This window comes from Thalassospira sp. (assembly GCF_002709775.1).
GTDB lineage: Bacteria > Pseudomonadota > Alphaproteobacteria > Rhodospirillales > Thalassospiraceae > Thalassospira.
Map to the genome: position 1 here is coordinate 1 of NZ_PAQR01000016.1, position 24,957 is coordinate 24,957.

Consider the following 24,957-nt stretch of genomic DNA (forward strand, 5'->3'; position numbering starts at 1 on the left):
GATGAGGGGCTTGCCAAGCCGATCGCGCAGCGCCTGGAGCTTGTCGAGCGCATCTTCGTTGATCCGCAGGGAGCCGCTGCCTCGGCAGGCGATCTCGGCAGGCGAGAAGTTCTTCCAGCGCCACGAGTCCTCGGGCACATCGCGCCAGTGGTTGAAATAGCTCGTCGTCATCGGTGGTCTCCGGGCACAAAAAAGCCCGCCGGACGGCGGGCTGGTGGGTTGGGGCTCGTCGGGGCCAATTAGGGCCCATTGCCGAACAGCTTCAGCTTGATGGCGATGCCGGCCATTAGGGCGAGCAGGATTCCGGTGGTAATCAGCCGTACGCTGGTCTGGACGGCCGTGCGCTTGGCGAGCCTGAGGCTGCTCAGCAGGGAGCGCAGGTCGCGGATGTCGCCGGGCGCGTCCTCGTCGACCAAGCCGACATCGGCCAGCGCCCGCTTGGCCCCTCGCTCGGCCGCCAGTTCGAGCAATTGCTCGAACTCGGCCTAGGGCATGGCGACATACCCGTCCTTCGTCGAAGGGCAGTTCATGGTGGTCTCCAATCTGGATCTGATCAGGCGGCCAGGTCGGCCTCGTGAACGCGCGCGTCCTCGCCGACGGCGGTGATTTCCACCTGCTCGCCGCGCGGGCGAACGGCAATGACGCGGGCCTTGGCGCTCCAGGTTTCGCCGGGGCCGAAGGCGAAGTGGCTGCGCTCCTCGGCGGTGCCGGTATAGGGAGCGAAGCCCAGAGGATCGAGAACCCGGAGCGTCCGACCCTCGCCAACGACGGCCTCCACGTGGAACGGCCCGGCGGGACTGCCGTCACGACGGCGCAGCGCGATGTAGTGGTCCTGGCCCTCTACCCACTCCAAGGGCTCCGAGACCGACAGCAGTGCTTCCGTTTCGTCCCAGGCGACCACCTCCCCACCCTGGCCCCAGCGGGGCATGTCGTGGGTGACGGCGACCAGATCGCCGTAGGTGGGGATCAACCCGTCCAGTTCGGTGCGCCAGGAGACCAGTTTGCGCCGATAACGATTGTCGGCGGCCATGTAGAGCCCCTCGCGGGCGGCCTGGGCCTCGTCGGTGCAGCCGAACAGGGTCACCTTGGCGGGCTTTTCGGCGGCGCTGTCGGGCAGGCTTGCCGTGACTTCATCCGGCTTCCAGGCCCGGGCGTTGAAGAACTCGACGGTGACCGCGTCGGCGGTGTCCTCGCCCGGCATGATGTACTGGATCTTGAACGAGCCCTTGACGATGTTGCGCGGCCCGAACATCGCCACCGGCAAGGTCTGCGCCGCATCCCGAAACAGACGCACGATGCCCCCCTGGAGAACCGGCACGGCGCGACCGCAACGGGCGATCCGGGTCAGCGCCTCCCACACGGTCATGGCGCTGTCGAACACGCCGTCGAAGGTATCGCCCCGCCCGGTCCAGATCTGATCGAGGGCATAGAGCGCCAACAGATCGATCCGACCGTCCGCCAGACCGGCGCCGTAGGATGCTCGGCAGGCGTCGGCGAAGGCCCAGGCGATGGAACGGGTCGGCTGTGGTGCGGACCACCCTGTAATCGGCTCCCAAACCGGTAGCCGGCGGGTGACCACGCAGTTGATCATCCGCGAAGAGCGCTGGGACAGGTTGTCGGTGGCCCGCATTTTGACGGCAAGCAGGGTCACTCCTTGTGTCCCTGTCGCGGCTCCGCCGCTCCCCGCCTCTTGGCCGAAGTCGGGCGTGCCTTCCAGATAGGCGCGCAGCGCGCCCCAGCGCAGTTCATGCCCGGCCCTCGACGAGGTGTCGATGGCATCCAGCCGGATCATCCGGACCTCGTAGCGGCCCGGCGTGACGGCGTACTTGTAGCTGAGCCGCAGCGCGGTGTTGGTGGCCGCCGAATGGCTCTCGGTGCCGAGCGTCGTCCAGTCTCCGATGGCCTGACCGTCGTCGTCGACGGCCCTGGCCTGCACCTCCCACTGGGCGCTCCGGGTGTCGAGCCCGCCTGCGTCATTGGCGTAGTAGAGACCTCGAGCGAACACCACGTCGATGCCGATGTGCCCGGCCTGGGTCTCGACGGGATTGGCCGTGAAGGGTCCGACCCAATCGCCGCCATCGCCCGTGCTGCGCAATTCCTGACCCGCGACCTCGGGCGCCGTGACCACATCGGTCTCGAACAAGGTGACCGTGCCGCCAGGGCCGACGATCTCCGTTTCCACCTCCTCGAAGGCGGCGATGGGCGTGTCCTCGATGCGCACCTGTTCCAGGTCGTATTCGCCCTGGCCGATCACATGAAGCTGGAACAGATACTGCTCGTTGCCGGCAAACTCCTGATAGGGCTGGGTGGCAAGGTCGGGATAGATCAGGTGGCGGCCATAGAGCACCGGGATCGGCTGGCCGAGACGGGCCTCGTTGCCCTGGGCCGAGAGGGAATAGGTGGGACTTGGTGCCGGTGGCGCGCCGACCGATCCGAAACTGAGCGACGGCACCGAGGGCTTGGGCGCCGGCACCACGGCATTCATCAACGCCATGCCGGCGAGCGAGATGATCGCCCCACCGATGGCCTGCTGCAGGACACCCGCGCCGATGCCGAGCGCTGCCCCGGCGTTGGCTGAGATGCCCATGGCCGCGCCCAGCGGACCGCCGAGGGCGAACGAAGCCACCATGACGGCGATGGACAGCACGGTGCGCAGCGGATTCTTTCCGCCCCCACCGCCTCCGCCACCGCCTTGGGGCAGGGTCACGAACGCGACCACGTCACCGTCGGCGATGACCGTGGTGGTCCAGTCGGCGCGCAGAACGGCCCTGCCATTGTGCAGGCAGATGGTCGGGCGGTCGAATTCGCCAACACCCCTGTTATCGAGCCAGCCGCGCACCGTGGTCAGGCTCAGCACCGGGCACACTTCGCGGTCCCGATCCGGACAGAACGGGTTACGGACCATGGTCACGGCGGCGAGCATCAGTTTTCCCCGGTGAAACGGTAATAGCCTTCGATGCGCCAGCCGTTGGCCGCCAGCGCGGTCACGCCCTGGAACGCCACCCCGGCCTCCTGGGCGCAGTGCAGAACGCCGCCGCCGTCCACGTCCAGCCAGACGCCGACATGGATTGGATAGCGGGCCTGGCGGATGAGCACGCAGTCCCCCTCGGCGGGAGCATCAACCTGGATCCAGCGTTTCCGTTCCGGGTGGTCACGAAAATCTCGGGCAATACCCAGCAGGTCCTCGGGGTTGGCGATCACGGGCAAGGCTCGCCCGAAATGCCGCTCCTGAACCCAGCACACGAAGGCCCAACAATGAAACGAACCGGGGCCTTCCCCCGTGGCGGACCACGGCAGGCCGATGTAGGTTTCTGCCCAGTGCATTATCGCGTCAGTCCAGGAAAGCGCTTGGCGGTGTAGGTTTCGCCGGGGAAGGTCTTGTTGCCGATGTCGAGCATCCGCGCCCGCCCGGTGACCTGGAGCGCGTTGGCCTCCACCTCGGTCAGAACCAGGGTGATCGGCGGGTCCATCTGCGGCCCTTCCAGATCGGTGGAGAGATAGGGCCGATAGGTGATCTCGATCTTGTCCTGGGAGACGGCCGCTGCATCCAGATGGCGGACGATCTCTCGGCTCACGTTATCCAGCGTCACCGTGATCTCGGGGACCGGCGCGGTGTCGATGGGCGGCAGCGACAGATCGAAGGCGAGCGCCACGAAGGTCACCATCTCCCCGCCGTCGATCGGCGCCGAGGGCTCCAGTCGGGCGGTCAGGTCCCGGTGGTCCCGCACCACGCGGATGGCGGTGGGGTGGCCATCGCCATCCTCGAAGGCCGGATGGCGCAGTTCCAGGGTATGCAGGATCACGACGTCCGACGGCGCGGTGGCATAGGCTTCCTTGATCGCCTGGGACAGGGCCGGATCAGGCATTGGGATCGTCCAGCAGGGTCGGCTTGGGATGCGCGCGTTTGACGGCGAGCCAGCGGCCGATGACCTCGTTCATCTCGGCGGGCAAGGTCGTGCCGTTCATGCGCAGATGATTGAAGGCCTTGAGGATGGCGTCCAACTGCTCGCCGGTCGGCAGCGCCCGTTGGTATTCCGACGCCCGCTCCTCGCGCACGCGTTGGACCGGCACCGACTGGTCCAGGATGTGCTGGATTTCCGCTTCGCCATGATGCTGAAGGTCGATGCCTTCGGCTTGCTCTCCATAATCCAGGGACGTGACATGGGCGTAGTGACGCCCATCGACTTCACAAAGCCACTCGAATTCGCCGTCGATCCACTCCCCCGGTGGGAGAAAGTGCCAACCGTCCGGGCTTTCCACATAGCTGATAAAAGGCATCAGTGAATCTCCACCCGTTCCACGAAGGTCGGATAGCTGTTGGTCGCCTCCGTCCCCAGCTTGTTGCTGCTGTTGCGCCCGGCCGCCCACAGTTCTCCATTGTTCAGGAGCACGAACGCCCCCCATTCGGAGGTGTAGGCATGGGACACCACGTCCACCACCTTCCGACGGAGGGGATCGTCCGCATATTTTGGCCAGGGGCGGTACCAGCACACGGGTTTCTGCCAGTTGCTGCCACCGCTGTTCCCGAAGAAGTACCCAGCGTAATGGCCGCAGGTATATACCTCGCCATCCGTGCCCAGCATGATGGTGGTGTGCCGTTGGGTGGCCCCGTCGTAGGCGCCGCCCGTGGAGACCTTCTTCAACTGCACGCCCGAGGGAAGATTGATCTTGCCCATATACGCGTTGGACGTGGATCCGACACCCAATTGGCCATTGCCGTTGTATCCGCAGGCATAGCAGGCCCCGTCATCCGCGTTGAAATACGCCTGGGCGTATTCACCCGCGATCCACATGTCGGTGAACCCGCCGACGCCGGTGGGAAAGGCCAGTTGATTGAAGCCGCTCCAGTTGGAAGCGGAGGCGTTCAACTGATACTGCCCCCCGTACCCGGTCCCGAAGACACGGCCATCCTTCAGCAGAACATAAGTGCTGGCCCCACGGCTCGACCCGCCGAGTTGGACCTTCTTGATGGGGGAGTCGGCTGGAAGGCCAACGCAAGGCTTCAGGCGGTACTGGTTCCCGGTGGTCCCATCGCCCAGCTTGCCCCAGTTGTTCTGCCCGCAAGACCACAGCGTGCCGTCCGCGCGAAGGACAAAGACGGCTTGATAGTTGCCGTGCCCCGCGAAGATGCCGATGGCGTCGTCAACGGGCGAGCCCGTGTTGTCATGCAGTTGGACGGGCGTGTAGCAATTCGAGGTGTTGTTCTGCCCCAACTGGCCGTAGCCGTTATAGCCCCAGCCCCAAACCGTGCCGTCCTTGCACCGGACGTATAGGGTGTGCCCGGAGTTCGGATACCCCTTGGTGAGGTCGATTTCCACGACCTCGCGCCCCTTGATGCCGGATCGTGGACCAACATTGGTCCCTGTTATGCCTTGGGCATATCCATTTCCGGACGCATGACCTCGTCCCTGCTGTCCGTGGCCATTGTAACCCCAGACCGCCACGTCACCTTGGTCCGTCAGAACCATCGTGCAGTCATAGGCAGCGCGGATCGCCACGGGATCGCCGATCACCCCCCAGGTGGCGTTCTGATCGTGGCGCAGCAAGGCGACCTTTTTCGTGTCATGGACGCTGAAGCCAGTGTTTCCCTGCGCCAAGGTGTAGTTGTTGTGCGCGCCCGACATATGCAGCAGGCCATCCTTGGTGAGGAAGCAGTTGTGGTAATAGGTGATGTCGGAATTGGACCCGATGGTCTCCTGCCCGCCCGACAGGGTGGAATTCTGGAGCGTGACAACGAAATGCTGGTCAGGCTTCCCGTTGTTGAGCCCGACGGCAGCCCCCTGACCGCCCCGCCGTTCCACGCGCGGCAGGTCGGCGGTGATGGTGGAATTGCTCATCAGTAGTCACCGCCGAAGAAGGTGATGTGGACGTTGCCGGTCGCGACCGCGTTGGCATTGGCCGGAATGCGGGCCGCCAGCGGGGCGGTCAGCAACAGCCAGCGATCGCCCGTGAGATCGAGCCAGGGCAGCGTCTCGAGATCGAGACCGGCTGCGGACGGGTTGCCGTCGAACCCGGCGCGCGCGGGCACGGTCACGGCCCACAGGGGCCGCCACCGATAGGCGTCGATGAATACGCCCAGTTCCTGCGCGATGGCGTTGCCGGGGGTGTTCTGGACGTTGAGGACGTCGAAGATCCCGGAGCCCGGAGTCTGCTCGGCCGTTCCAGAAAGACGATAGTCGCCCCGATTGACGGTCGCCGCGTTCCACAGTGTCAGGACCTGGAGGTTTTCCGTGATAGGCCAGGACTGGTCGTCGACGCGGGTAACGGTGAAGGGATCCGTGGCCGGCGTGGCGCCGGGGACGATGTTCACCTCGATCCCGGAGAACACCACGTCATAGGTACCGAACTCCACCGTCACTTCCGTCTCACCGTCATTGCCGAGCGCCAAGGCATGGAGACGGGTGCCAGCGGCGCCTGGCGTGAAAATATCCTGCGCCGCGTTGCCGAGATCGGCGCGCAGAACGGTCGTGTCCTGGCGATAGCCGGACACGAAGATCGGTTGATTGGCCATGGGGTCCTCGTTCAGTTCAGATGAAGCCGCGGGCCAACGCCACCAGGGCGCCGGCGTGAACCTGCGGGGTCACGGAGATGGCGAGCCGCTCGTCGCCACCGGAATTGGCGATCGTGGCCTCCAGCCCCACCCCGGCCTCGATCTTCGAGGCCAAGCTGGCGGGAGCCGCATCTGTTTCCGAAACGGCCACGGTGCCGACGGCACCGAGTGCCGCATCCCGTGCATCGACGGCTTGATCGCGGGCCAGTTCGGCAGCGGCGCGGGACGCATCCGCGTCATCGACGGCCTGAGTGATCGTCGCCGTACTCGCCGCGACACTGGCCTCCACGTCGTCGATCGCCTTGGCGACAGACTTCACCGGGCCGCCTTCGGTCGAGACGGTGGTCTCGGCATCGCCGTGGACGATCTGATGCAGCAACAGGCTGTCGGCCGTCGCCTTGTCGGCGGCGGCCCGCAGGTCGGTCTCGATGGTCATGGGATACTCCAAGAGGCGAGGAGCACCGGAGGTGCGACAGGGACAAAAAAGGTGTTACCAGACGTGCGGTCCGGGCAGGGTCGCGTGGACCAGGGTGTGCAGCGCTTCGATGCTGACGCCGAGTCCCGTCATCTCTTCTTCCAGCAGGAGGTTCATCGCCCCTTCGGACAGCGTCGGACGCTCACGGATTTCCAGTTCGCTGGTCACTTCCCAGAGCACGCCGCCGCGCACACGGGCCTCGAACTGGCGGGTGAACCGGGCCTCGTGGGCGACCAGCCCGAGGCCGCCCAGCAAGTCGATCTCGAACCACGCGCCGCCCTCCTTGGCGTGCCAGCGGTACCAGGCCTCGAAGAGGGCGAACTGCTGGCGGCGAAACAGCCAGCGCACCGAGATCCGGCTCGGCATGCTCGTGAACCGCCGCCGTTGCCGCGCCGGTCCTGCCTCCATCTCGGTGCGCAGGATCGCCTCGCCCGGATGGACGCCGTAGCCCTCGATGGTGGGCAGTGGTAGGGTCGTGGGCCAGGAGATGGACGTACCCATGCGCTAGCGTTCCCAAGTACAATAATTATGGGTGGCAACTATGATTGGTTTTACCTAAACAGGTTTATGTGGACATTTCTTAAGGTAAGGAGGTTTGGTCGTGCACCCCCTGTTTGATAAGGATTGCGACCTTGTCGCTTGGATTGATCCTGGACATCATATTTTCAGTGTAGACATGGATTGGCTGGCATACATCTCGAACGGACATGCTTGGTCGGCCTCCACAGGCGATTGGTTAGGACCGGTGAAGGGACTGCTCTGCTTAGATCAATCGGGACATCCTGTGGCATGGAACCCGAAAGAGGGGGTTTCGGGCACGGCGAGACCTGCAAGACCCGCACGAGCCGCTAGGGCTGCCAAACCAGCGCGACCCGCCCGCCCGGCACGACCTGCAAGACCCGCTCGACCAGCGAGGCCTGCTGGAGGCTGGTCATCTTTGTCTTTCTTCGCATGGGTGGCGCAGTAGACTCATTTTTCTAACAGCCAAGTTTGTTTGCTGGCTTTCCTCACCGATAAGCTCCCGCCGCCGGATTAAGCCCGTAGCGGCGTTCCATGGTCGGAGCCAGGCCTTCGCCGCGACCGATATTGCGGGCGATCTGGCCCTCGATCTGCTCGACCACGATGTCGAGGCTCAAGCCGCCGTTGCCGTCCGAGCGCCACTGGGCGCGGGCCTCCGTGCCAGGGGCGCGATTATCGACATGGACATTCACCTGGACCTCGGGCCGTTGACCGAGTTCCGTGCCGAGCGCCCGCATCTGGCCTGGCGTGAACACGGTTTCGCCGCGCTGGGCGATGATCGGCACTTCGGCTCCGACCACGCCACCGCCGTGGAACCGGGGCGCGTTTTCAAACAGGACCGGTGAGACCGACCGGCTGGGCAAAACGTCTCCGCCGATCACGCCACCACCGTGAGCCACCTGGACCGGGCCGGGGGCCGGGAAATCGCCAATCATCTCCGAACCACCGCCGAACAGGCTGCCGGCGATAGAGCCTCCGATGGACGAGAAGATGCCCTCGAACAGCGACCTGAAGGGCTTGATCACCGCCATGCGATAGGCGGCGCGCAGAGCCTCCTCGGCGATGCTGTTGAACAGGTCGGACGCACTGACCTTGCCGGTGGTCGCCCACTGGACGAAGGCGTCTTCGCCGGCCTTGAGCGCCCGGGTGGTCGCCTGCTCGAACTGGGTCGCCGCGTCCGAGGATTCCCGCGCGTAGTCGCGAAGCGCTCGGACCACGCCCGCCGACCAGTCGTCGCTGGCGCGCAACATCCGGTCATAGGCCTGTTCCGAAGCGCGGGCGAAGGTTTCCTGGTTGATGGCGCCCGCCGCAAGGAGGGCGTTCAACTCTCGCACTTCATCGGCATAGGCCTGCTCGACCGTGCGCAATTGCTCGGTGAGGGACTTTCCCTTCTCACGCAGACGAGCGGCTTCCTCTTCCGCCTTGGTACGCGCCTCGATCGCTTGGCGTTCGTCGAACAAGGCGCCAGCCAAATCACGGACCTGCTGGCGCTGAGAGTCCGTGGCATCCGCTGACAGACGCCGCAGAGCCTGGGAGACGAAGCGTTCCTTGTCGGTCATCGCCAGTTCGTCACGCTCTGCGCGCAGGTTTTCGATGACGCGGGTGTTGGCTGCCTGGCGGCGCCTTGCCGCTTCCTCTTCCTGGGCCGCGAGACGGGCCAGCTTGGCGTCCCGCACGGCCGCCGCCCGGGCCATGATCTCACCCACCTGATCCAGGTTGCCGCCATCGGGCTTGATGAGCGTCTGCATCTCGGCGACAAGCTGTTGGTACTCGGCGCGGATGCGGTCCGCCCCCTCGTGGGTGGCCTCGAACAATTGGCGTTGCAGATCGGTCTCGATCTGGGCGATGCGCTGGGCCCGGTCCTGGGCGGCGCGAATATCGGCCTCGATGGTATCGGGTGTCGAAGCGCCGTCCGGCGCGTCCGGGACATCGGCATTGTCGTCGCGCTGCATCCAGGCGAGCTTGGCCGCCCATTGGCGGTACTGTTCGCCCCGCTCTTGCAAGCGGCGCTCGAGCGCGACCTTGCGCCCCCAGGCGATGGGATCGTCTGCGAACCCGATGTCTCCGATCTCTTTCAGTTCGCGGGCGATCTCCTGCAGTTCCTGGCGGCGCTCATCGACGATGCGCCGGGTGGCGCGTTCCGACAAGCCATCGAAGTTAAAATCGCCGGACAGAGCCAACTTGATCTGCTCGTAGGCGGTGGCGGCATCGGCCGCCAGATCGGCCAGGTTCGACGAGACGTCGGTGATGGCCGGGGCCAGATCCAGCATGGCGCGGGTCAGGTTGGCGGAGACCACCTTGCCCAAGGTATCCAACTGGCTGTGGGCCTCCTCGGCATTGCGGACCAGATCCTCCTCCAGCACGATGCCGAGGTCGCGGGCATGGCGACGGGTGGCTTCCAGCGCGTCCGCGCCGCCGACCAGCATGTTGACCATGGCCACGCCTTCGCTGTCGAACAGCTTGAAGGCGAGCCGCAGCCGTTCCGCCGGATCCTCGGTACGCTTGAAGGCCTCCGCCACGTCGTTCAGCAGATCCTCGGAACGGCGAATGTTGCCATGTTGATCGCGAAGCGCGATACCCATGTCGGTCAGCGCCTGTTTGGCCTCGCCGGTGCCCTTGGCCGCTTCCGCGACGCGCCGGGTGAAGCGCTGCAGGCCCATGTCCAGGGTCTGTTGTTGAACCCCCGCCAGTTGGGCGGCAAAGCGCAGTTCCTGAAGCGCCTCGACGCCCACACCCAGCTTGTCGGCGGTCTTGGCGATGGCATCGGCGGCCGAGATGGACCGGTCGATCAGGGTCGCCAAACCACCGACGGCGGCAGCCCCCGCCATCGCCCCGACCAGACTGCGCATGCCCAGGGTCAACTTGCGGGCACGGTCGGCCAGGCCGGTCAGCCCACGCGAGGCCTTACCGCCGGCACGGTCGATCTTCTTCAGCGACCGCTCGCCGCTGTCACCGACCGAGACCAGCTCGGCCTTGACCTTTCTACCGCCCTCGACGGCAAGACGGACAGCGTAGGTGTGCTTGGCTTTGGCCATCAATCGGCATCCTTGGAGTTCATCGCATCGACCAAGCCCGCCCCCGCCTCCTGGAGCAGTTCGGAGACAATGGCGAGGTCATGGCCTCGGGCTTCGGCGATGTTGAGGGCCACGCCCAGGTCAATGCCGAGCACATGGCCGGATGCAGCCAACCGCAGCTGCCCGAGGCATGCTTGCAGCACATCCCATGCCTGGTGCTCTTCGTCCGTGATCAGGGCGTACTTGCGTCGGGGGCACTGTTGGCCGCAGTCCGTTTCGCAGGCTTCGCAGTATCCCGGCCCTCCGCCCGGCTGGAAGTGCCAGCGGCAGAGAGCCCTGATCCGTTTTTTGCGGCGGTGAGCAGCACCTGTTTGAGCGTGAACTCATGAAAGAACCGCTCGCCGACGGGATAGAGAGCCATGACGGCGGCCACGTTCTCCGGCGTCACCGGCGGGTCGTCTTCGATGCCCGTCCAGGCGCTCACATGGCGGATCGCCAGTTCCTTGATCAGCAGGTCCTGGAACAGACCATCGCGTTCGGCATCGCTCGCCAGATCGGGGAGCCCGTCGGCGGACAGCCCCGCCTCGATCCGTTCCTTGAACTGCGCTTCCAGCCCCTCGACCCGACGCCGTGCGGCCGCCTGGGCCGCCGCCATGCCGGCGGTGGTGAGCGGCTTCACGGTGACCGTGATGCCGTAGGGAAGCTCGATGTCAAAGGGCTCGCTGGTTTGCTTCAGGGAGATCATGCGTATTCCGTCCCGTCCAGATCGTTGGTGAGGGTGACGTCGAGCATCCGCCCGGCGGTCTCATTGCGCGCGCCCTGGAAGTCGAAACTGGCCTGCACCCCGCCCGGCCCCTCGACGGCCAGCTTGGGCTTGGGCAGATAGACCTCGTGGGCAGCGAACGCGACCTTGGCGGTACCGACCGTGTACCCGAAGGTCAGGTCCACCGGCGTGCCGCCCGAGGCGAGGTCGATCAGGGTGGTATCGGCGAAGCGAACGTCGATGCGTCCGGTCAAGGCCGCCACCGTGGGATCGGCCCCGTCGATCTTGCCGTCAGAACGGATGGTCTCGATTTTCTCCAGGTTGTTGGAATAGGTGAGCGAGCCGCCGGTCAGATTGCCGATCGGATTACCGGCCCGGGTGATCGACCCCTGGAACTGACTGATCCTGGTAAACGCCAAGCTCGTCGGTACACCTCCTTGCGTGGCCGCCTTGCGGCTCTCGCCCTGGGCGATGACGCCAAGGGTCGCGGCGGCCGCGCCGGATCGCTGGAACTCCAGCGCGATGGAACCCAACACCACGCCGGTGTGCAGGAAAAACGCGGGCACCTGGGACATGCCGACCTCGACCGTGTAGCTCGGCAGGGCATCGTTTCCGGAGACGAACAGATGATCGAATGTGCCGTCCAGATTGTCCGTGGTGACCGGATCACCGAACAGGCCGGTGAGCCAGATCCCGAGGTAACGCGGGTCCATGGGCACGACGATCTCGCCCTCGTCGTTGATGACGTCCTGCAAGGGTGCCAGCGGATCGCGGCCTTGGCCGAGGACCGGATCGTCGATCAGGCCCTGCTCGGAACCCAGGGTGCAGCGATTGAAGGGCATGCGGATGTAGTCGCCACTGGCCGCCTGCCCGTAGGCGGTTTCCCGCTTGAGCAGCAGCGTGGCGCTCGAACCATAGGCTCGGGCCATGATGGGTTCTCCTGGTTTTCTGTAGATTCAGCCGAGGGCCGTGTCGGCCTCGAACTCAATGGCGACGATCAAAGTGCCGGCCTTGATGGCAGGCGCGCCGACAACAGCTTCGGTGTCGATCTCGGGCCGACCGTAGGTCATGCCGAAGGCCAGGCCGCCGAGGGTGGGGTCGGCATCGAGGATCGAACCGACCATCTGCAACAAGGCGTCGAAGGCCGCATCGCGGGATGTGGCGTCGCCGTCCTCGATGGTGATATCGATCTCGGCCTCCTGTCGGCAGTAGACGCCACCGAACCCGCCCAAGGCTTGCTCGGGCTCGCCCGGCGTGCCGTCACGCAGGATCAGCAATCCGCCGGTCGAGATCTTCTCGGGCACCACAGAATTGCGCTCGACGGTGGCGTCCGGGATGGTCTCGAGCCGGGTCTTGAGGGCATCGAGGATCTGCTCGGTCTTGGTCGCGGGCATGGGTCAGTCCTTACGGGTATGGCGGCCGATCAGACCCGGCACCCGCCCTGTCCAGGTTTCCGCCGCACGGCGAACGTCGAGCCGCTTCGGCATGCGGACCTGGGGCACCATCACGAACATCACCACCGTGGTGATGCCGGACTTCATGCGCCCGGTCTTGGTGAAAGCGCCGCCCTTGGCCCGGCGGCCGACCCGTCCGGTCTTGGCACTGATCCGCACCCCGTCCACCACCAGCAGCGACGGCGCGCCCCGCCGGTAGACGAACCGTAAGGGGCCGAAGCGATGCTCCGGGAACGTGGCCGGCGTGATCCGCTTGCCGCCCCCCGCCTCCGCGGGGACAGGCTTACCCCGCTTGGGCGCCGCTGCTGTCGGAATGGCGAGCCAGAACCCGCTCTTGCCACGGATCACCGCGCCCCGATCGAAGCTGCGCACGATATCGGGCGCCTTGGACCAGACGAGGCTCGCCGCGTCATGCCCCTTGTTGGGATAGGCGCGGGAACGCCAGGTCCGGGCCAGACGGGGGCCGAGCCCCGCCGTGATCACCTGGCGGCGCAGGCTGCCCTTGAGACCGTCGCCAGCGTCCTTGACCCCTTCAGCGACCGCCTTTTCGATCTGGCGCATCTCCGCCTTGAGATCGGCCTTCAGGGAACCGGCAATGGAAGCGGAAAATTTCACGAAGGTCTCACGTCCAGAGTCCAGATCAGCCGATCCGGATCGCGCCGCTCGGGCTCGCCCTGGATCACGTAGTCGACACCGTCCAGGGTCAGCCGATCGCCCGGACGGGGACCGGCGACCTCGGACGCCCGAACATCAAACACCGTGGTCTCGGTGTGGATGCGGGTCTCGCCGAAGCCGATGATCTCGTCCGGACGACGAGCAACAAGCCGAACGGACACCGCCTCGCCACCTGCCGGAACGTAGAGAGCGTCCCGCGCGATGGTGGGATCCCCGAACAGGGCATCGATGGCGGCATCCATTACGGACATCAGACGCTGCCGTTGAGCCGCACACGGCCGATGGTGTCGGTCGCGGTGCCTCCCACCGCTTCGATCGCCACGCCGATCAGGGTGTTTCCGGTCGCCGTCTTGGTGGCGACCTTGTTGGTGTCGTCCCAGTAGACCTTGTCGCCGACACTCCAGGCCTGCGAGGCCGCCTTGGTCAGGTCGAAGACACCGACAAGGCTGGTTTCCACCGCCTCACCGGCCAGCGCATCGCCACCGGCGACGCCGAACAGCGCGCCGACCAGCAGACCGCCGCCAGAAGTGACATCGTAGGGGGCCGCAAGGGTGATCGTGTTGCCGGGCTGAATGTAGTTTCGCATGGAATGGTCCTTTCGTGTGCTTGCGCTTGGTGCGAATATTTCCTACTTTTGGAGACAGGAGGATCCGGATATGACCGAGAAGATCAGCGTTTCCCTGACCGACGAGCACGCGCACCTGTTGCAGGAAGCGGTCAAAAGCGGCGACTACGCCTCCTCCAGCGAGGTGATCCGGGAAGCCTTGCGGGAATGGAAGACCCGCCGCCTTCTGGGCCAGATGTGGGACGAAGGCGTCGCCAGCGGCCCCGCCGAGCCCGGGTTGAGCATGAACGACATCAAGGCCGAGGCCCGCCGACGCAAAGGCCTCGCCTGACCCCATGGCGCGTGTCGTCTTCACGAACAAGGCCCGCGAGGACCTGATCGACATCTGGCTGCATGTCGCGGAGGACGACCCGGCGGCCGCCGACCGTGTTCTCGACCGACTGGACGAGGCCGCCAGCCATCTGGCCGATCACCCGGAGATGGGCGCGGCGCGCGACGACATTCGCCCGGGTCTGCGCTATCTGGTCAGCGGCTCCTACCTCCTGCTCTATCGGATCACCGATGCCGGGGTCGAGATCGTGAGAGCCGTGCATGGCCGCCGGGATCTGATCAGTCTGGTTTAGCGGTTACGCCCCAGGATTTTTATAGAGGCCGCGCCAGTCGATGGCCTTGGCGCCGAAGTCGAGGCGGCACTTGATCTCCACCCCGTCCACATCGAAGCCGTTGCGGGTTTCGATGTAGGCGCCCTGCTGGCCTTCCAGATAGGCATACTCGATGGTATCGATCTGGTTCGGGCTGGCCGCCAGGTACCAGGCGGTTTCGCTGACGGCGTCCAGACGCGGCTCGGAGATGGGCGAGAGCGTGCGGATCGACTGCGGCACCACCTTGGCGGTGTCGGCCGGCACCAGGTTCTGGGCCACCATCTGCTCGGCCTTCAACTCGAGAGAGGCCGGCACGATCAGGAAAGACGGGCGGATGTTGAGCACCGTCTTCTTGTCGAGGCCGGTCTGCTTGGCCATGGCCGCCCGGGCTGCGCCGACCGCATCGACACCGAGCGCCTTGCCGGTGCCGGCCAGGTTCTTGTGGTCGGCATGGAACAGGTTCTTGTTGTCGGCCATGGCCGGATTGGCGGTGATGATGTCCCAGACCACGTCGCTTTCAAGCTGAGCGATGGCGTTGCCGTACATGGCGGGGATCCGGGTAAAGGCGTCCAGATCGTCGTTGATGAGCACCTGACGGGTGATGGCGACCACCCGGCCATAGGTCTCGATGCGGTAGCTCTCCTTGGACTCGCCCAGCGTGCCCCGCTTGAACTCGCCGCTCTCGTCCACTTTCAGAAGCTGCGGCGCCTCGCCCAACTGCACCCGGTGCATGGCCTTGAAGTCGGTGGCCAGGACCTGGCGGCAGAACAGCGTGAAGGTGCGAGGATAGGCGTCGTAGGCCTGACGCAGGGTCTTGTTGGTGACCGCCGCCAGGATCTCCGGGAAGTCGGAGGTGGAATGGAGCGCCCGGGTCGCCACTTCGTCGCGCGAGAGGCCGCGCGTGTTGACGCCGGCGTCCGACAGGCTCTCGCGGGCCAGTTCCATCAGGGTCATGCCGCGATACTGGCGCGCGGCATCCTCCAGCGGGAACAGGGTCGGGCTGTAGCGATGCAGCAGCGCACTGGTCACCGCGTCCCGGCGGGTGACCCGTTCGTCGCGCCCGCCCAGCGGCACGGAGACCTGGGAGAAGGTCCGCGTCTCCTCGGACTTGGACGCCACTTGATCGAGGATCACCGTGCGGGCCTCGTCCAACGAGGTTCCCCGTTTCACGAGGTCGTCGGCAAAGCCGCGCTCCAGGTCCAGCTTGGACGCTAGGTCGTAGATGGTCGAGACCCGTTCGCGCTCGGCCTCGCGCGCCCGGCTGACCAGGGCTTCCGCGTCCGCCGTCCGGGACTGGGGCACGGCTTGGGGCTGGGCTTGGGTCTCGGCGGCATCGTCCGGGGTCTTCGGGGCTTCCTCGGAAATCGTTGCCTCGGTCACCTCGGCGGCATCGTTCTCACGGTTGTCTTCGTCATGCATTGTCTGGGTCCTCTTGCTGTAAGGGGGTTCGGCGCCGTCTCGATGCACGACGCATTCGTGGGTGCGGGGAGCATGGGGGTCGTGGATGGCGCGAAAGCCGGCGTCCGCGTCGGCGCCCACCGGCACGGCGGAAATCTCGAACGGCGTCCAGTCGACGGCCCGCCAGACTTCGCGCGCCCCTTCCGGCTTGTTCACCTCATAGCGGTGAACCTGATAGCCGATGGAGACCGCCCGGATGTGCCCGGCCTGGATGTCGCGCCAGATGGGCTCCACGTCATCGCGATCGGAGAAGCGAATGGTGGCGACACCCCGGCCCTGTTCGATGCGCGCGCTGCCCGGCACCACCGAGCCGATCACCGCGCTCAACTCTCCGGTCTCGTGAACCTTTAGAAACGGTGCGCCGGCGTTGAGGCGGTCGAGACGGACATGGTCCGCCTCCAGGCTCAGATCCTCGTCATAAGGCTCGCCGAAGAACGGCACGCGGCGCACCCGAGCGCCAGTGGACCAGACCACGTCGATGGTCCGGGCCTCGGCATCGGCGGAGTTCGGCGCAAGCTCCGCCGCCCGGCGCAAGGCCGGCAGTTCGATGGTGGTATCCATGAAATCCTCGAAATCAGTCGGAAGTGTCGATGTCGGTGGCGGCAAACGCGTCGGCCGCTTGCGCGCTGCCCGTCTTGGTCACCCGGCGCGGATCGGAATCGAGCACGATCCCGGCTTCATCCAACTTGGCGTTGGTGGCCGCGATCTCCGCCAGCACGGCGTCCGGGTTGCGACCCTGGCGGGCGATCGCCTCGGCCAGGGTCATGGTCCCGGAACGCACCGACAGCAGATCCGCCATGGCGTCCTTCAACGGATCCACGGCGTCGAACTTGGGCGGCGCCCATTCGACGGGCACGACCGGCTCGGGAATGCGCCCGGCCGCCCAGGCGGCCTGCGTGAACCAGTCCCACACCGGCTGGCACAGCATGGGAATGAACAACTGCCACTGCACGGCGTCGATCATGCGCCGAAACTCGACCAGCCCGGCGCGGATCGAGGAATAGTTCACCTGGGAAAGGTCCCCGGTGAGCAGTTCGTAAGGCACCCGGAAGCCGGCCGCGATGGTGTGCAGGCTGGCCCGCTTGTACTCGGCATAACCGCCGACGGCCGCCGGCTGGTTGAAGCGAATGTCCTTACCGCCTCGGGCATAGGCGATGAGACCCGGCTCGAACTGCTCGATCCGCTTGCCGTCGGCATCGACCACGGCGGGCGCGACGCCCTGCTGGGTTTCCTCGTCGCCGAACACGATGGCCGTGACACAGGCCTCGGTCTTCTTGCGCACGATCTCGGCGACCTCGTAGTCGTCGAGGTCGCGCAAACTGCGGATCACCGGCGCGCCCCAGGGGACGCCGCGCACCTGGACCCGCTGCTTCTCGTAGACATGGACGATGTCGCGGGCCGGGATGGGGTGGCTTTGCAGTCCCCCCTGCCAGGCGCCGAAGACATCGCCGGGGTGGCTTTCGTGAAGCCAATAGGCGGTGCGGCGACCGATGCCGTCGAACTCGACACCTTGCACCAAGCGTCCCTTGCCGCTGCCTTGGCCACTCTTGGTAGCATCCAAGAAGTCAGCCTCCAGGATCTGCACTTGCAGGGGAACGTCGAGACCGTCGCTCGGGCGGCGCAGACGTCGGCGCACCAGCACCTCACCGGCCTCGACCATCTCGCGACAGATCAGCGTCTGCAGGCCGTAGAAGTCCAACTGGCCGTCGGCATCGCATCGGCGGGACCACTGTTCCCACAGCGCGTTGACGGTCCGGTCGAGTTTTTCATCGCCGGACGTGGCGCGCGGCATGATCCCGGCGCCGATGATGTTGTTGACCAGCACCGACACCGCCTTGGCGGCATGCGGGTTGTTGCGCACCAGATCCCGCATGCGATCGCGCAGTAACGCCGACGCCATGGCCACCTCGGTATCCGCTGAGGTGCCCGGAGTCCGCCAGCCGTCGGTGCGGCGTCCCTTGGCAGCGCCATCGTAGCCGCGCGCCAGCCCATCGAAAGCCTGCCGCGCCAGCGCCCTGCGAGTGGCCGCCCTCGGCGCGACCGCCGCCAGGGCTCGATCGAACCAGCCCAGAGCCATCAGGAATTACCTCGCCGAAACCCGGCGAAGCCGGCCACCGGAAGCGGCTTGGTGGCAGCCGCCAGTTCCCGTTCGATGGTCCGGATGCGGCCCAGCAGGTCCTCGGCAGAGCCGTACTCGACGGTCTTGCCGTCGTAGCTGACACGCAGCGTGCCGCTGGCATAGGCGCGTTTCAGCGCCGCCAGTTCGGTTTCAGTGAATGACGACATTTATGAACTCACGGAGTTGTCTTGAGACGACCCAGGTCTGGCGTTATGCTGCGCTCAACACGCCCCTCACGCCTCTCAACGATGCGCACCAGAGGGGCCTTCTTTTTTCAAAACCAACCATCCCGCCGACCGAGCCAATCGGAGCGGCGTTTTTCCGACGACACGGGGGCCGGGCGGTTGATCATGCCGGCGGCTTCGACGCCACCATCGACCGCACCGAGTTGCTCCTCCAGATCGGTCCACTGACGATCAGACCAGCGATCGGCGCCGGCGATCCAGGCCGCCGCCCGGGCATAGACCCGGCAGTCCAGCGCTTCGTTGCGTTCGCGCAGCTTCTGCCATTCGAGACGGGCAAAGCCGCGTTTGGTCTTCACCGTCACCAATTGCTCGGCGACCAGCTGCTTGAGCCATTCGCTTTCGACCCAACTCGGCAGATGCACCGTGCCCGGCAGGCACGCGGCACCCTCCGCCTTTTCCTCGTCGGTCGGGCGTTGAAGCCTCAGGAAGCGATAGGTCTCGGACTTGAAGGTCGAGACCGCAATGGTCCAGAGCCTTGCACCACGGCGCAGTTTCTTGCCGCCATCGGTGGCGTCCACGAAGGTCGGCCCGGACACCGGGCTCGCCCGATTGAAGCCTTCGACGCCCTTCACCGGCGCCACCTGCCCGAACCCGACCCGGCGCGCCCAGGCGTATATGGCCGGGGCTTCGTAGCCGGTATCGATGGCCAGCTTGGCGATCCGCAAATGGGCGCCGCGCGCATGCGGCCAGGTCCGGTCCAGAAGCGCGTCGAGATCAGTCCAGGCATCAGGACGGTGCGGCCCGCCTTCGATCACGGTGTGCTCGATGAGCCAGCTTTCGAGTCCACGCCCCCAGGCCCAGACGTCCACTTCCAGGCGGTCCTTCTGGACATCGACCCCCGCGGTCAAGAACAGGCCCCCGGCGGGAACACTCCCCGCCGACCAGGTCTCGCGTTGGTCATAGAGCCGTTGCCAATCGGGCGCTTCACCGGTTTCGACCCAGGTCTCGCCGAGGTCCGTGTTCTTCACCGACTTGAGCGCCGCGTCATTGCCTTGGGCGGCCTCCCAATCGGCGGCGATGTCCGCCCAGCTTCGCCAGCCGATGGGGCTGTAGAGACTGGAGATGTGAAAGCCCGCCGTTTTCTCGCTGCCTTGTTCCGACGCGGCGGTTGCCCGCCACGTGCCTGCCTCCAGCATCCGCGTCTTGTGATGCTCCTGGATATGCCCCTCGCATTCGCCGCAAAGGTAGTGCGCCGTCTCGGGGCGTCCCTTGTCCCAGCGCAGGCGCTCGAACTCGAGCCACTGGAAATGCCCACAATGGGGACAGGGCACGAAATAACGCCGCTGGTCCGAGGCTTCGAACTCGCGCTCGATGCGCGACACGCCCTTGACCGTCGGCGTCGAGACGATGAACACCTTGCGCCGCGCGAAGGTCCGGGTCCGGGCTTCGGCCAGCGCCACCGGATCGCCTTCGCCGTCGATGTCGCCGGGGTACCCGTCGACCTCGTCCAGGAACAGATAACGCACCGGCATGGAGCGCAGGCCCACCGCCGAGTTGGCCCCGGTCATGGCCAGCACCCCGCCCTGGAACGCCTTGGTGAGCACCGTGTTGCCGGAATCCCGCGCGCGTGCCGGCTTGACCAGACTGGACAGCACCTCGCTGTCCTCGATCAGCGGATCGATGCGCTGGCGTGAATTGCGCTTGGCCATCTCCACCGTCGGCAGGACCGCCAGCATGGGACCGGGCGCATGATGGATGACGTAGCCGATCCAGTTGTTCCCCGTTTCCGTCGCGCCCACCTGCGCGCCCTTCATGAACACCACCCGCTCGTAGGGCGAGGACGGCGACAGGCAGTCCATGATCTCGCGCAGATACGGCGTGCGGGCCGTGCGCCAGGGACCGGGCTCCGCCGCGCCCTTGCCCGAGAGACGCCGGTGCTGGTCGGCCCATTCGGAAACCTTCAACAGCGGATCGGGACGCAGGCCCCGGTCGAACGCGGCGTCATGGATGGCGGCGGCGTCAGGAAGCACCGGTCAGGTCCTCGAGTGCTGCGCGGATCTCATTGGTCAGCATGGCATGCACCCGCGCGGCATCGGTCTCGGCCGCCAGCACGGCGGACAGACGTTCAGGGATATTCATCAGGGCATCGCGCACGACGCGGGCCTTGTTGAAAGCGGCGACCTTCACCTCGTCGGCATCGACGTACTTACCGGCCTCGACCCGCGCCTTGATCTCCAGGAGCTTGGCCTTCTCGACCTCGCTTTTGATCCGGGTCTTCAAGAGCAGGGTCGGCAGATCGCCACCGCCCGCACCACCTTGGGGCAGCGCGGGAAGATCGGTCGCCGGAACGGCCGGGTTCGGGGCCGGGTCGGACTTCGGCTTGGTGCTGCGCTCGGGCCGCGCCGGTTCACGGACCGCCGCCAGGGCGGCATCGGCCTGATCCGTGTCCACCTTGCGGTCCTTCAGCGCGATCACGCCCTTGGCCACCATCTGGCCGATGTACTGGCGCGAAACCCCACGCCGGCGCGCGTATTCGGCCTGACTGACAAGCATGTGCGTTCAACGTTCCCATGTCCGGGCCGCCCTCGAAAACTTGATCAATTACAATCTATTAGACTTGATGTTCTTCGCCCGTGGAGCCTGTATGGGATTACCAACGGACACGGAGACGACGCCATGAAAACCGAAACCATCCTGCCCACGCGAAACACCGACTGGGGCTTCTTCGGCACCATCACCCACCACGGCGACCCGCTTGAGGCCTGGCCGCTGGCCATGGCGCGGATCGGCCGCGCCACGGGCTGCCCGCACGACGCGGTGCGCGACTTCCTCGACAGCCGATATGGGCGGCATTTTGCGGACGACGTTGCCAACGGACTGGCGCGCAAGCTCACCATCGAGAGCGCCATCGACGCGGCGGTCGAGCGCTGGATGGGCTGGACCATCACCCGGCGCACGAGCCGCGAGACCGGCATCCCATCGGGGCTTCCCTATCTCACCGGGTTCGTCACCCACTGCGAGATCGAAGCCGAAGCCTTCGGCTGATGGACGGCTCCTCCCCGCCATCGCCCCGCGCGATCAGCGTCGGGGCTCGGGGTGGTAGAAGCCCCGCGATGGTCGCGGCGGCATCACTCGGAGGATAACCCCATGACCACCACCAGCGTCGCCATCGAGAAATTCACCGTCGCTCAGCTCGCGACCGCGATTTCCAGCATCACCGGAGAAACGGTCACCACCAAATCGTTCAACTACAAAAGCAAGGCGGTCGATCGCCTGAAGGCCTTGATCACCGAGCACCACCTTTCCAACCAGGACGTACTCCAGGCGGCTGGCATCGAGGCGATCACGCCGACCGGCGAAGCCATGTCCGGCATCGGGATCGGCGCAGGCGCCAAACCGCCAAAGACGAAGCGCAAGCCCCGCGACAGCAAACGGGCCAAGGTAATCGAAATGCTCAAGCGCGACGGCGGCGCGACCATCACTCAGATCACCGAGGTCACCGGCTGGCAGCCGCACACGGTGCGCGGTGCAATCAGCGGGGCGCTCAAGAAAAAGCTCGGGTACAACATCGTCTCGCGCAAGCTCGACACCGGCGAGCGGATCTATCGGATCGAGGCGTAACCAGCTATGCCAACCTTCCAAGTGATCATCACCCGCGACGTCACCGAGAGCACGGTCATCGAGGTCGATGCCGACACCATGGTGCAGGCTGAAGAGGCGGCATTCGAGAAGCTGGTGGCCAGCGACGATACCGAATGGCGTCTCGACGACGGTTCTTGGAACAAGGGCGACGCCTACGTCACCGCCGTCGACCCGATCGACGAAGCCTGACCATCTCTCCCGCCGGGGTCATCGCCAGATCCCGGCGGGAAAAGCGGACCTGGAATTCTTGAGCCCGCTATGTAGAGCCATAGGGGGCATCAGTCCATTTTCAACGGGCCAAACATGCCGCTTTCGACCATTGCCAGGTAGGCTCTTTTCATTGCAAGAGCCGTTTCTTGATCGACAAAAAGAGAAGATCTGCTGCCGTGCGGTTCACCTAAAAGATATGGGCGCATTACCTCCCATCTTTCAGCGCGGCTTGACCACCTCCAACACGGCAATTCCTGTTCGAGCATTAGGGGAACAGCGATTTTCTTCGGGATCAGCTTGCCGAGCGAAAGCGGTTCTGACCATTCACATTTTACGACGATTGGTTTGGCTCCATCTGCGTAGAACCGTACGTTCAACTCTTCGGCCGTGATGGTCGCGCAATGGTGGTTAATTCGCGATGCGGATTCAATTACATCTGCCACGCCCCCATACGGACAGGTGATAAACCCGTGCGCAAAATAACGAGTATGGTCCAGCCCCTTATACCCGGTTTGTGCATTCGGGATAGTCTCGGGATTACGTCCATCATGTTTGGATACAAGCGGGTGCCATGTTGGATAACTTTCAACGGCAGGCCCCAGTTCATCAACAAGGTCCAGCAGCGCTTCCTCGCTCTCGGACCTCACCTCTGGAGAAAACGTTACCGGAATGAGGTAATTCTTTGCTCTCTCAAATCCGCTAGACGCGGCCTCGTCTGCTCTGAATGCCATCGGCGCACACTCCAAATTTCACCACCATCACGAATATATGGAATTGCGCACAAAAAGTCAATATCGTGCGTCATAATTATATATTACGCACGAACACAAGGTAACATGAAACTCAGTGCTCCCTCCGATTAGCAAAGGACTCGCTCTCCTGGAGGCCGTCGGTGTTGGTCGGCTTTAGCGGCGGAGCGACCATTTCGGCCCGATCCTAAATTTACCTCTGGAGATATTTTCCACAGACGAGCTCATCGCCAGATCCCGGCGGCACTCGTCAGAGATCCACGCATCTGGATCGCCTCGAACAGGCGGCGGACCGCATACGAGCGAATGATGCTGATGCAGGTGAAGACAGCGCCGATGGCCAGATTGTCCGAGAGCGACACCGTGAGCCCGAACAGCGGGAACACCGCGATCTGTGTCGCCACGGCAACGCCGTAACCGATGCCCACGTTGGCCAGCGCTTCCACCAGCGACATGCGTCTCGACTGCCTCATCCGCGCGTCCTTTCCTCCTTGATCTCATCGAACGTCCGATCGTCCCCGTCGAGGACGGCGGTCTTGCCGGTCGCCTTCTGCCAACGCTCGACGGCCACGTCCACGTAGACGGGACTAATCTCCATGGCAAAGACCCGTCGGCCAACGGACTCGCCCGCCATGATCTGTGATCCCGACCCCGAGAACGGCTCATAGCACAGACCGCCCGGCTCCACATGCTGGCGCATCGGCGTCGCGAAACAGTCCAGCGGTTTCGGCGTCGGATGGTCGGGGCGTTCCTCGCCCGAGAGACCATGGATGTCCCAGACCGACGGCAGGAACTCGGCACCATCCGCCTTGGGCGGCATGTTGCCCTTGATCCAGCCCATCAGGCAGGGCTCGTGTTTCCAGAGATAGCGCGACCGGGTGAGGACGCCCTTCTCCTTGTTCCAGATGATCTGCTGATGCTGAAAGGCGCCCATCTCGGTCCAGACCTCTTCGAGCATGGCCTGGCGGCGGGAGGCATGCCAGCAGTACCAGGCGGCGTTGGGCTCGATCGCTTCCGCAATCGCCGCCTTGATGAAGCCGCGATAGAGGTCGGGGCCTTGCGAGGAATCGTCCCAGGTCACACCATAGGTGGCGGACCAGTCCTTGTTGCCGTCGGTTCCGCTGGTGTCACCCTTGGCGACCTTGGCCTTGCGCGCGCTGTTCTGCGGATGGTTGGTGCCATCGTAGTCGACCAGGTACGGCGGATCGGTGGCGAACAGGATGGCGCGCTCGCCGTTCATCAGGCGCTTCACGTCATCCGCGTTCGTGCTGTCGCCGCAGAGCAGACGATGATCGCCCAGCAGCCACAGGTCACCCGGACGACTGACCGGCTCGACCGGCGGCTCCGGGATGGTGTCCTCAGCAACGAAACCACCGGCTTGCTGTTCCCCATCCTCGCTCTCCAACAACCGGTCGATCTCCGACAGGTCGAAGCCGGTCAGGTCGAGGTCGAAGTCCTGGGCCTTGAGGTCCGCCAGTTCGAGACGCAGCAGTTCCTCGTCCCATCCGGCGTTCTCCGCGATCTTGTTGTCGGCGATGATCAGCGCCCGGCGTTGGGTCTCGGAGAGATGGCCGAGGCGGATCACCGGCACGTCGTCGAGACCGAGCTTGCGCGCCGCCATGAGACGGCCATGTCCGGCGATGACGCCACCGTCCTCGCCGATCAGGATCGGATTGACGAAACCGAACTCGGCGATGGACCCGGCGATCTGCGCGACCTGCCCCTCGTCGTGGGTGCGGGCGTTGCGCGCATAGGGGATCAATCGATCCACCGGAACGGTTTCGATCGTCAAGTCCATCTGTCAATCTGCCATGTGTCGGGAACGCTTGACGGACCGGCGGCGCAAACCCGCAGAAACCCTGGGGTTGGCGTCAATCCGTCAAGTCGGTGTCAAGTAAGTTGGCGGGCCTGTCGGTGGCGAAATCCCGCGCTGGCGCC

General features: G+C 65.2%; 31 protein-coding genes. 6 read left to right on the forward strand and 25 right to left on the reverse strand.

Going from position 1 to position 24,957, the window contains the following annotated elements:
• Positions 1-239: 239 nt before the first annotated feature.
• The 9 genes from CMO10_RS07720 to CMO10_RS07760 form a co-directional block, all read right to left on the reverse strand.
• Positions 240-470 (reverse strand): DUF6127 family protein, encoded by a 231-nt coding sequence (locus CMO10_RS07720; RefSeq protein ID WP_297020426.1) that lies wholly within the window; start codon positions 468-470, stop codon positions 240-242.
• A gap of 83 nt (positions 471-553) precedes the next feature.
• Positions 554-2,923: a host specificity factor TipJ family phage tail protein gene (locus CMO10_RS07725; protein WP_008889360.1), complete on the reverse strand. Its 2,370-nt coding sequence runs from the start codon at positions 2,921-2,923 to the stop codon at positions 554-556.
• On the reverse strand, positions 2,923-3,324 hold the full coding sequence (locus CMO10_RS07730) for an NlpC/P60 family protein (protein ID WP_008889361.1): 402 nt from the start codon (positions 3,322-3,324) through the stop codon (positions 2,923-2,925). Before CMO10_RS07730 ends, CMO10_RS07725 begins: the two co-directional genes overlap by 1 nt.
• Positions 3,324-3,866, reverse strand: coding sequence for a DUF1833 family protein (locus tag CMO10_RS07735; RefSeq protein WP_008889362.1), 543 nt, complete (start codon positions 3,864-3,866; stop codon positions 3,324-3,326). The genes CMO10_RS07730 and CMO10_RS07735 overlap by 1 nt, the downstream gene beginning before the upstream one ends.
• Positions 3,859-4,278: a hypothetical protein gene (locus CMO10_RS07740; protein ID WP_114112938.1), complete on the reverse strand. Its 420-nt coding sequence runs from the start codon at positions 4,276-4,278 to the stop codon at positions 3,859-3,861. The genes CMO10_RS07735 and CMO10_RS07740 overlap by 8 nt, the downstream gene beginning before the upstream one ends.
• On the reverse strand, positions 4,278-5,837 hold the full coding sequence (locus CMO10_RS07745; RefSeq protein WP_008889365.1) for an RCC1 domain-containing protein: 1,560 nt from the start codon (positions 5,835-5,837) through the stop codon (positions 4,278-4,280). Before CMO10_RS07745 ends, CMO10_RS07740 begins: the two co-directional genes overlap by 1 nt.
• Complete coding sequence (locus CMO10_RS07750; protein ID WP_008889366.1) at positions 5,837-6,511, reverse strand: hypothetical protein; 675 nt, start codon at positions 6,509-6,511, stop codon at positions 5,837-5,839. Before CMO10_RS07750 ends, CMO10_RS07745 begins: the two co-directional genes overlap by 1 nt.
• 16 nt (positions 6,512-6,527) lie before the next feature.
• Positions 6,528-6,986 carry a hypothetical protein gene (locus CMO10_RS07755; protein WP_008889367.1) on the reverse strand — a complete coding sequence of 153 codons (459 nt, stop codon included), beginning with the start codon at positions 6,984-6,986 and terminating at the stop codon, positions 6,528-6,530.
• Positions 6,987-7,040: 54 nt separating this feature from the next.
• Positions 7,041-7,526 carry a hypothetical protein gene (locus tag CMO10_RS07760; RefSeq protein ID WP_008889368.1) on the reverse strand — a complete coding sequence of 162 codons (486 nt, stop codon included), beginning with the start codon at positions 7,524-7,526 and terminating at the stop codon, positions 7,041-7,043.
• 100 nt (positions 7,527-7,626) lie between these two features.
• Here CMO10_RS07760 and CMO10_RS19810 point away from each other — a divergent pair, with 100 nt between their 5' ends.
• The gene (locus CMO10_RS19810) at positions 7,627-7,992 is read left to right on the forward strand and encodes a 4-fold beta flower protein (RefSeq protein ID WP_415674386.1); all 366 of its coding nucleotides are present in this window, start codon (positions 7,627-7,629) and stop codon (positions 7,990-7,992) included.
• A gap of 40 nt (positions 7,993-8,032) precedes the next feature.
• Here CMO10_RS19810 and CMO10_RS07765 read toward each other — a convergent pair whose 3' ends face one another.
• From CMO10_RS07765 to CMO10_RS07800, 8 genes are read right to left on the reverse strand one after another with little or no spacing between them, the layout of a single operon-like run.
• The gene (locus tag CMO10_RS07765) at positions 8,033-10,579 is read right to left on the reverse strand and encodes a phage tail tape measure C-terminal domain-containing protein (RefSeq protein WP_008889369.1); all 2,547 of its coding nucleotides are present in this window, start codon (positions 10,577-10,579) and stop codon (positions 8,033-8,035) included.
• Entirely contained in the window at positions 10,579-10,731 is a 153-nt protein-coding gene (locus CMO10_RS07770) for a DUF7697 family protein (RefSeq protein WP_167549066.1), read from the reverse strand. The genes CMO10_RS07765 and CMO10_RS07770 overlap by 1 nt, the downstream gene beginning before the upstream one ends.
• 59 nt (positions 10,732-10,790) lie before the next feature.
• Positions 10,791-11,303, reverse strand: coding sequence for a hypothetical protein (locus CMO10_RS07775; protein WP_008889371.1), 513 nt, complete (start codon positions 11,301-11,303; stop codon positions 10,791-10,793).
• The gene (locus tag CMO10_RS07780; protein ID WP_008889372.1) at positions 11,300-12,250 is read right to left on the reverse strand and encodes a phage tail tube protein; all 951 of its coding nucleotides are present in this window, start codon (positions 12,248-12,250) and stop codon (positions 11,300-11,302) included. Before CMO10_RS07780 ends, CMO10_RS07775 begins: the two co-directional genes overlap by 4 nt.
• Before the next feature lie 27 nt (positions 12,251-12,277).
• Positions 12,278-12,715: a hypothetical protein gene (locus CMO10_RS07785; protein ID WP_008889373.1), complete on the reverse strand. Its 438-nt coding sequence runs from the start codon at positions 12,713-12,715 to the stop codon at positions 12,278-12,280.
• Positions 12,716-12,718: 3 nt separating this feature from the next.
• Positions 12,719-13,390: a DUF6441 family protein gene (locus tag CMO10_RS07790; protein ID WP_008889374.1), complete on the reverse strand. Its 672-nt coding sequence runs from the start codon at positions 13,388-13,390 to the stop codon at positions 12,719-12,721.
• Positions 13,387-13,692: a head-tail joining protein gene (locus CMO10_RS07795; RefSeq protein ID WP_202948992.1), complete on the reverse strand. Its 306-nt coding sequence runs from the start codon at positions 13,690-13,692 to the stop codon at positions 13,387-13,389. Before CMO10_RS07795 ends, CMO10_RS07790 begins: the two co-directional genes overlap by 4 nt.
• An 8-nt stretch (positions 13,693-13,700) precedes the next feature.
• Complete coding sequence (locus CMO10_RS07800) at positions 13,701-14,036, reverse strand: DUF2190 family protein (protein WP_008889376.1); 336 nt, start codon at positions 14,034-14,036, stop codon at positions 13,701-13,703.
• Between the two features lie 70 nt (positions 14,037-14,106).
• Between CMO10_RS07800 and CMO10_RS07805 the strand changes: the two genes are divergently transcribed.
• On the forward strand, positions 14,107-14,346 hold the full coding sequence (locus CMO10_RS07805; RefSeq protein WP_040822905.1) for a ribbon-helix-helix domain-containing protein: 240 nt from the start codon (positions 14,107-14,109) through the stop codon (positions 14,344-14,346).
• Between the two features lie 4 nt (positions 14,347-14,350).
• Positions 14,351-14,638, forward strand: a complete 288-nt coding sequence (locus CMO10_RS07810) for a type II toxin-antitoxin system RelE/ParE family toxin (protein ID WP_008889378.1) — start codon at positions 14,351-14,353, stop codon at positions 14,636-14,638.
• Positions 14,639-14,641: 3 nt separating this feature from the next.
• Here the strand turns inward: CMO10_RS07810 and CMO10_RS07815 are convergent, their stop codons facing one another.
• The 5 genes from CMO10_RS07815 to CMO10_RS07835 form a co-directional block, all read right to left on the reverse strand.
• On the reverse strand, positions 14,642-16,675 hold the full coding sequence (locus CMO10_RS07815) for a prohead protease/major capsid protein fusion protein (RefSeq protein ID WP_008889379.1): 2,034 nt from the start codon (positions 16,673-16,675) through the stop codon (positions 14,642-14,644).
• A 13-nt stretch (positions 16,676-16,688) separates the two neighbouring features.
• On the reverse strand, positions 16,689-18,191 hold the full coding sequence (locus CMO10_RS07820; RefSeq protein WP_008889380.1) for a phage portal protein: 1,503 nt from the start codon (positions 18,189-18,191) through the stop codon (positions 16,689-16,691).
• On the reverse strand, positions 18,191-18,400 hold the full coding sequence (locus CMO10_RS07825) for a phage head-tail joining protein (protein WP_008889381.1): 210 nt from the start codon (positions 18,398-18,400) through the stop codon (positions 18,191-18,193). Before CMO10_RS07825 ends, CMO10_RS07820 begins: the two co-directional genes overlap by 1 nt.
• A gap of 107 nt (positions 18,401-18,507) precedes the next feature.
• Positions 18,508-20,448 (reverse strand): phage terminase large subunit family protein, encoded by a 1,941-nt coding sequence (locus tag CMO10_RS07830; protein WP_008889382.1) that lies wholly within the window; start codon positions 20,446-20,448, stop codon positions 18,508-18,510.
• A complete protein-coding gene (locus CMO10_RS07835) occupies positions 20,438-20,971 on the reverse strand; it encodes a hypothetical protein (RefSeq protein WP_008889383.1) in 534 nt (177 codons plus the stop codon). The genes CMO10_RS07830 and CMO10_RS07835 overlap by 11 nt, the downstream gene beginning before the upstream one ends.
• Before the next feature lie 123 nt (positions 20,972-21,094).
• Here CMO10_RS07835 and CMO10_RS07840 point away from each other — a divergent pair, with 123 nt between their 5' ends.
• From CMO10_RS07840 to CMO10_RS07850, 3 genes are all read left to right on the forward strand, one after another.
• The gene (locus CMO10_RS07840) at positions 21,095-21,463 is read left to right on the forward strand and encodes a hypothetical protein (protein WP_008889384.1); all 369 of its coding nucleotides are present in this window, start codon (positions 21,095-21,097) and stop codon (positions 21,461-21,463) included.
• A gap of 102 nt (positions 21,464-21,565) precedes the next feature.
• A complete protein-coding gene (locus tag CMO10_RS07845) occupies positions 21,566-22,039 on the forward strand; it encodes a DUF3489 domain-containing protein (protein WP_008889385.1) in 474 nt (157 codons plus the stop codon).
• 6 nt (positions 22,040-22,045) lie between these two features.
• Positions 22,046-22,249 (forward strand): hypothetical protein, encoded by a 204-nt coding sequence (locus tag CMO10_RS07850; protein ID WP_008889386.1) that lies wholly within the window; start codon positions 22,046-22,048, stop codon positions 22,247-22,249.
• An 89-nt stretch (positions 22,250-22,338) separates the two neighbouring features.
• Here CMO10_RS07850 and CMO10_RS07855 read toward each other — a convergent pair whose 3' ends face one another.
• The 3 genes from CMO10_RS07855 to CMO10_RS07865 form a co-directional block, all read right to left on the reverse strand.
• On the reverse strand, positions 22,339-23,001 hold the full coding sequence (locus CMO10_RS07855) for a hypothetical protein (RefSeq protein ID WP_008889387.1): 663 nt from the start codon (positions 22,999-23,001) through the stop codon (positions 22,339-22,341).
• Between the two features lie 242 nt (positions 23,002-23,243).
• Positions 23,244-23,492 (reverse strand): DUF7220 family protein, encoded by a 249-nt coding sequence (locus CMO10_RS07860; RefSeq protein ID WP_040822740.1) that lies wholly within the window; start codon positions 23,490-23,492, stop codon positions 23,244-23,246.
• Complete coding sequence (locus tag CMO10_RS07865; protein ID WP_008889389.1) at positions 23,489-24,817, reverse strand: site-specific DNA-methyltransferase; 1,329 nt, start codon at positions 24,815-24,817, stop codon at positions 23,489-23,491. Before CMO10_RS07865 ends, CMO10_RS07860 begins: the two co-directional genes overlap by 4 nt.
• Between the last annotated feature and the right edge of the window lie 140 nt (positions 24,818-24,957).

Coding starts and splice junctions, on each gene's coding strand:
- CMO10_RS07825 (WP_008889381.1), bottom strand. CDS start 18,400: ATGTCGTCATTCACTGAAACCGAACTGGCGGCGCTGAAACGCGCCTAT.
- CMO10_RS07850 (WP_008889386.1), top strand. CDS start 22,046: ATGCCAACCTTCCAAGTGATCATCACCCGCGACGTCACCGAGAGCACG.
- CMO10_RS07735 (WP_008889362.1), bottom strand. CDS start 3,866: ATGCCTGATCCGGCCCTGTCCCAGGCGATCAAGGAAGCCTATGCCACC.
- CMO10_RS07775 (WP_008889371.1), bottom strand. CDS start 11,303: ATGATCTCCCTGAAGCAAACCAGCGAGCCCTTTGACATCGAGCTTCCC.
- CMO10_RS07855 (WP_008889387.1), bottom strand. CDS start 23,001: ATGGCATTCAGAGCAGACGAGGCCGCGTCTAGCGGATTTGAGAGAGCA.
- CMO10_RS07730 (WP_008889361.1), bottom strand. CDS start 3,324: ATGCACTGGGCAGAAACCTACATCGGCCTGCCGTGGTCCGCCACGGGG.
- CMO10_RS07725 (WP_008889360.1), bottom strand. CDS start 2,923: ATGCTCGCCGCCGTGACCATGGTCCGTAACCCGTTCTGTCCGGATCGG.
- CMO10_RS07755 (WP_008889367.1), bottom strand. CDS start 6,986: ATGACCATCGAGACCGACCTGCGGGCCGCCGCCGACAAGGCGACGGCC.
- CMO10_RS07795 (WP_202948992.1), bottom strand. CDS start 13,692: ATGGATGCCGCCATCGATGCCCTGTTCGGGGATCCCACCATCGCGCGG.
- CMO10_RS07760 (WP_008889368.1), bottom strand. CDS start 7,526: ATGGGTACGTCCATCTCCTGGCCCACGACCCTACCACTGCCCACCATC.
- CMO10_RS07745 (WP_008889365.1), bottom strand. CDS start 5,837: ATGAGCAATTCCACCATCACCGCCGACCTGCCGCGCGTGGAACGGCGG.
- CMO10_RS07865 (WP_008889389.1), bottom strand. CDS start 24,817: ATGGACTTGACGATCGAAACCGTTCCGGTGGATCGATTGATCCCCTAT.
- CMO10_RS07785 (WP_008889373.1), bottom strand. CDS start 12,715: ATGCCCGCGACCAAGACCGAGCAGATCCTCGATGCCCTCAAGACCCGG.
- CMO10_RS07835 (WP_008889383.1), bottom strand. CDS start 20,971: ATGCTTGTCAGTCAGGCCGAATACGCGCGCCGGCGTGGGGTTTCGCGC.
- CMO10_RS07840 (WP_008889384.1), top strand. CDS start 21,095: ATGAAAACCGAAACCATCCTGCCCACGCGAAACACCGACTGGGGCTTC.
- CMO10_RS07860 (WP_040822740.1), bottom strand. CDS start 23,492: ATGAGGCAGTCGAGACGCATGTCGCTGGTGGAAGCGCTGGCCAACGTG.
- CMO10_RS07765 (WP_008889369.1), bottom strand. CDS start 10,579: ATGGCCAAAGCCAAGCACACCTACGCTGTCCGTCTTGCCGTCGAGGGC.
- CMO10_RS07820 (WP_008889380.1), bottom strand. CDS start 18,191: ATGGCTCTGGGCTGGTTCGATCGAGCCCTGGCGGCGGTCGCGCCGAGG.
- CMO10_RS07800 (WP_008889376.1), bottom strand. CDS start 14,036: ATGCGAAACTACATTCAGCCCGGCAACACGATCACCCTTGCGGCCCCC.
- CMO10_RS07750 (WP_008889366.1), bottom strand. CDS start 6,511: ATGGCCAATCAACCGATCTTCGTGTCCGGCTATCGCCAGGACACGACC.
- CMO10_RS07815 (WP_008889379.1), bottom strand. CDS start 16,675: ATGGATACCACCATCGAACTGCCGGCCTTGCGCCGGGCGGCGGAGCTT.
- CMO10_RS07805 (WP_040822905.1), top strand. CDS start 14,107: ATGACCGAGAAGATCAGCGTTTCCCTGACCGACGAGCACGCGCACCTG.
- CMO10_RS07845 (WP_008889385.1), top strand. CDS start 21,566: ATGACCACCACCAGCGTCGCCATCGAGAAATTCACCGTCGCTCAGCTC.
- CMO10_RS07740 (WP_114112938.1), bottom strand. CDS start 4,278: ATGCCTTTTATCAGCTATGTGGAAAGCCCGGACGGTTGGCACTTTCTC.
- CMO10_RS07780 (WP_008889372.1), bottom strand. CDS start 12,250: ATGGCCCGAGCCTATGGTTCGAGCGCCACGCTGCTGCTCAAGCGGGAA.
- CMO10_RS07810 (WP_008889378.1), top strand. CDS start 14,351: ATGGCGCGTGTCGTCTTCACGAACAAGGCCCGCGAGGACCTGATCGAC.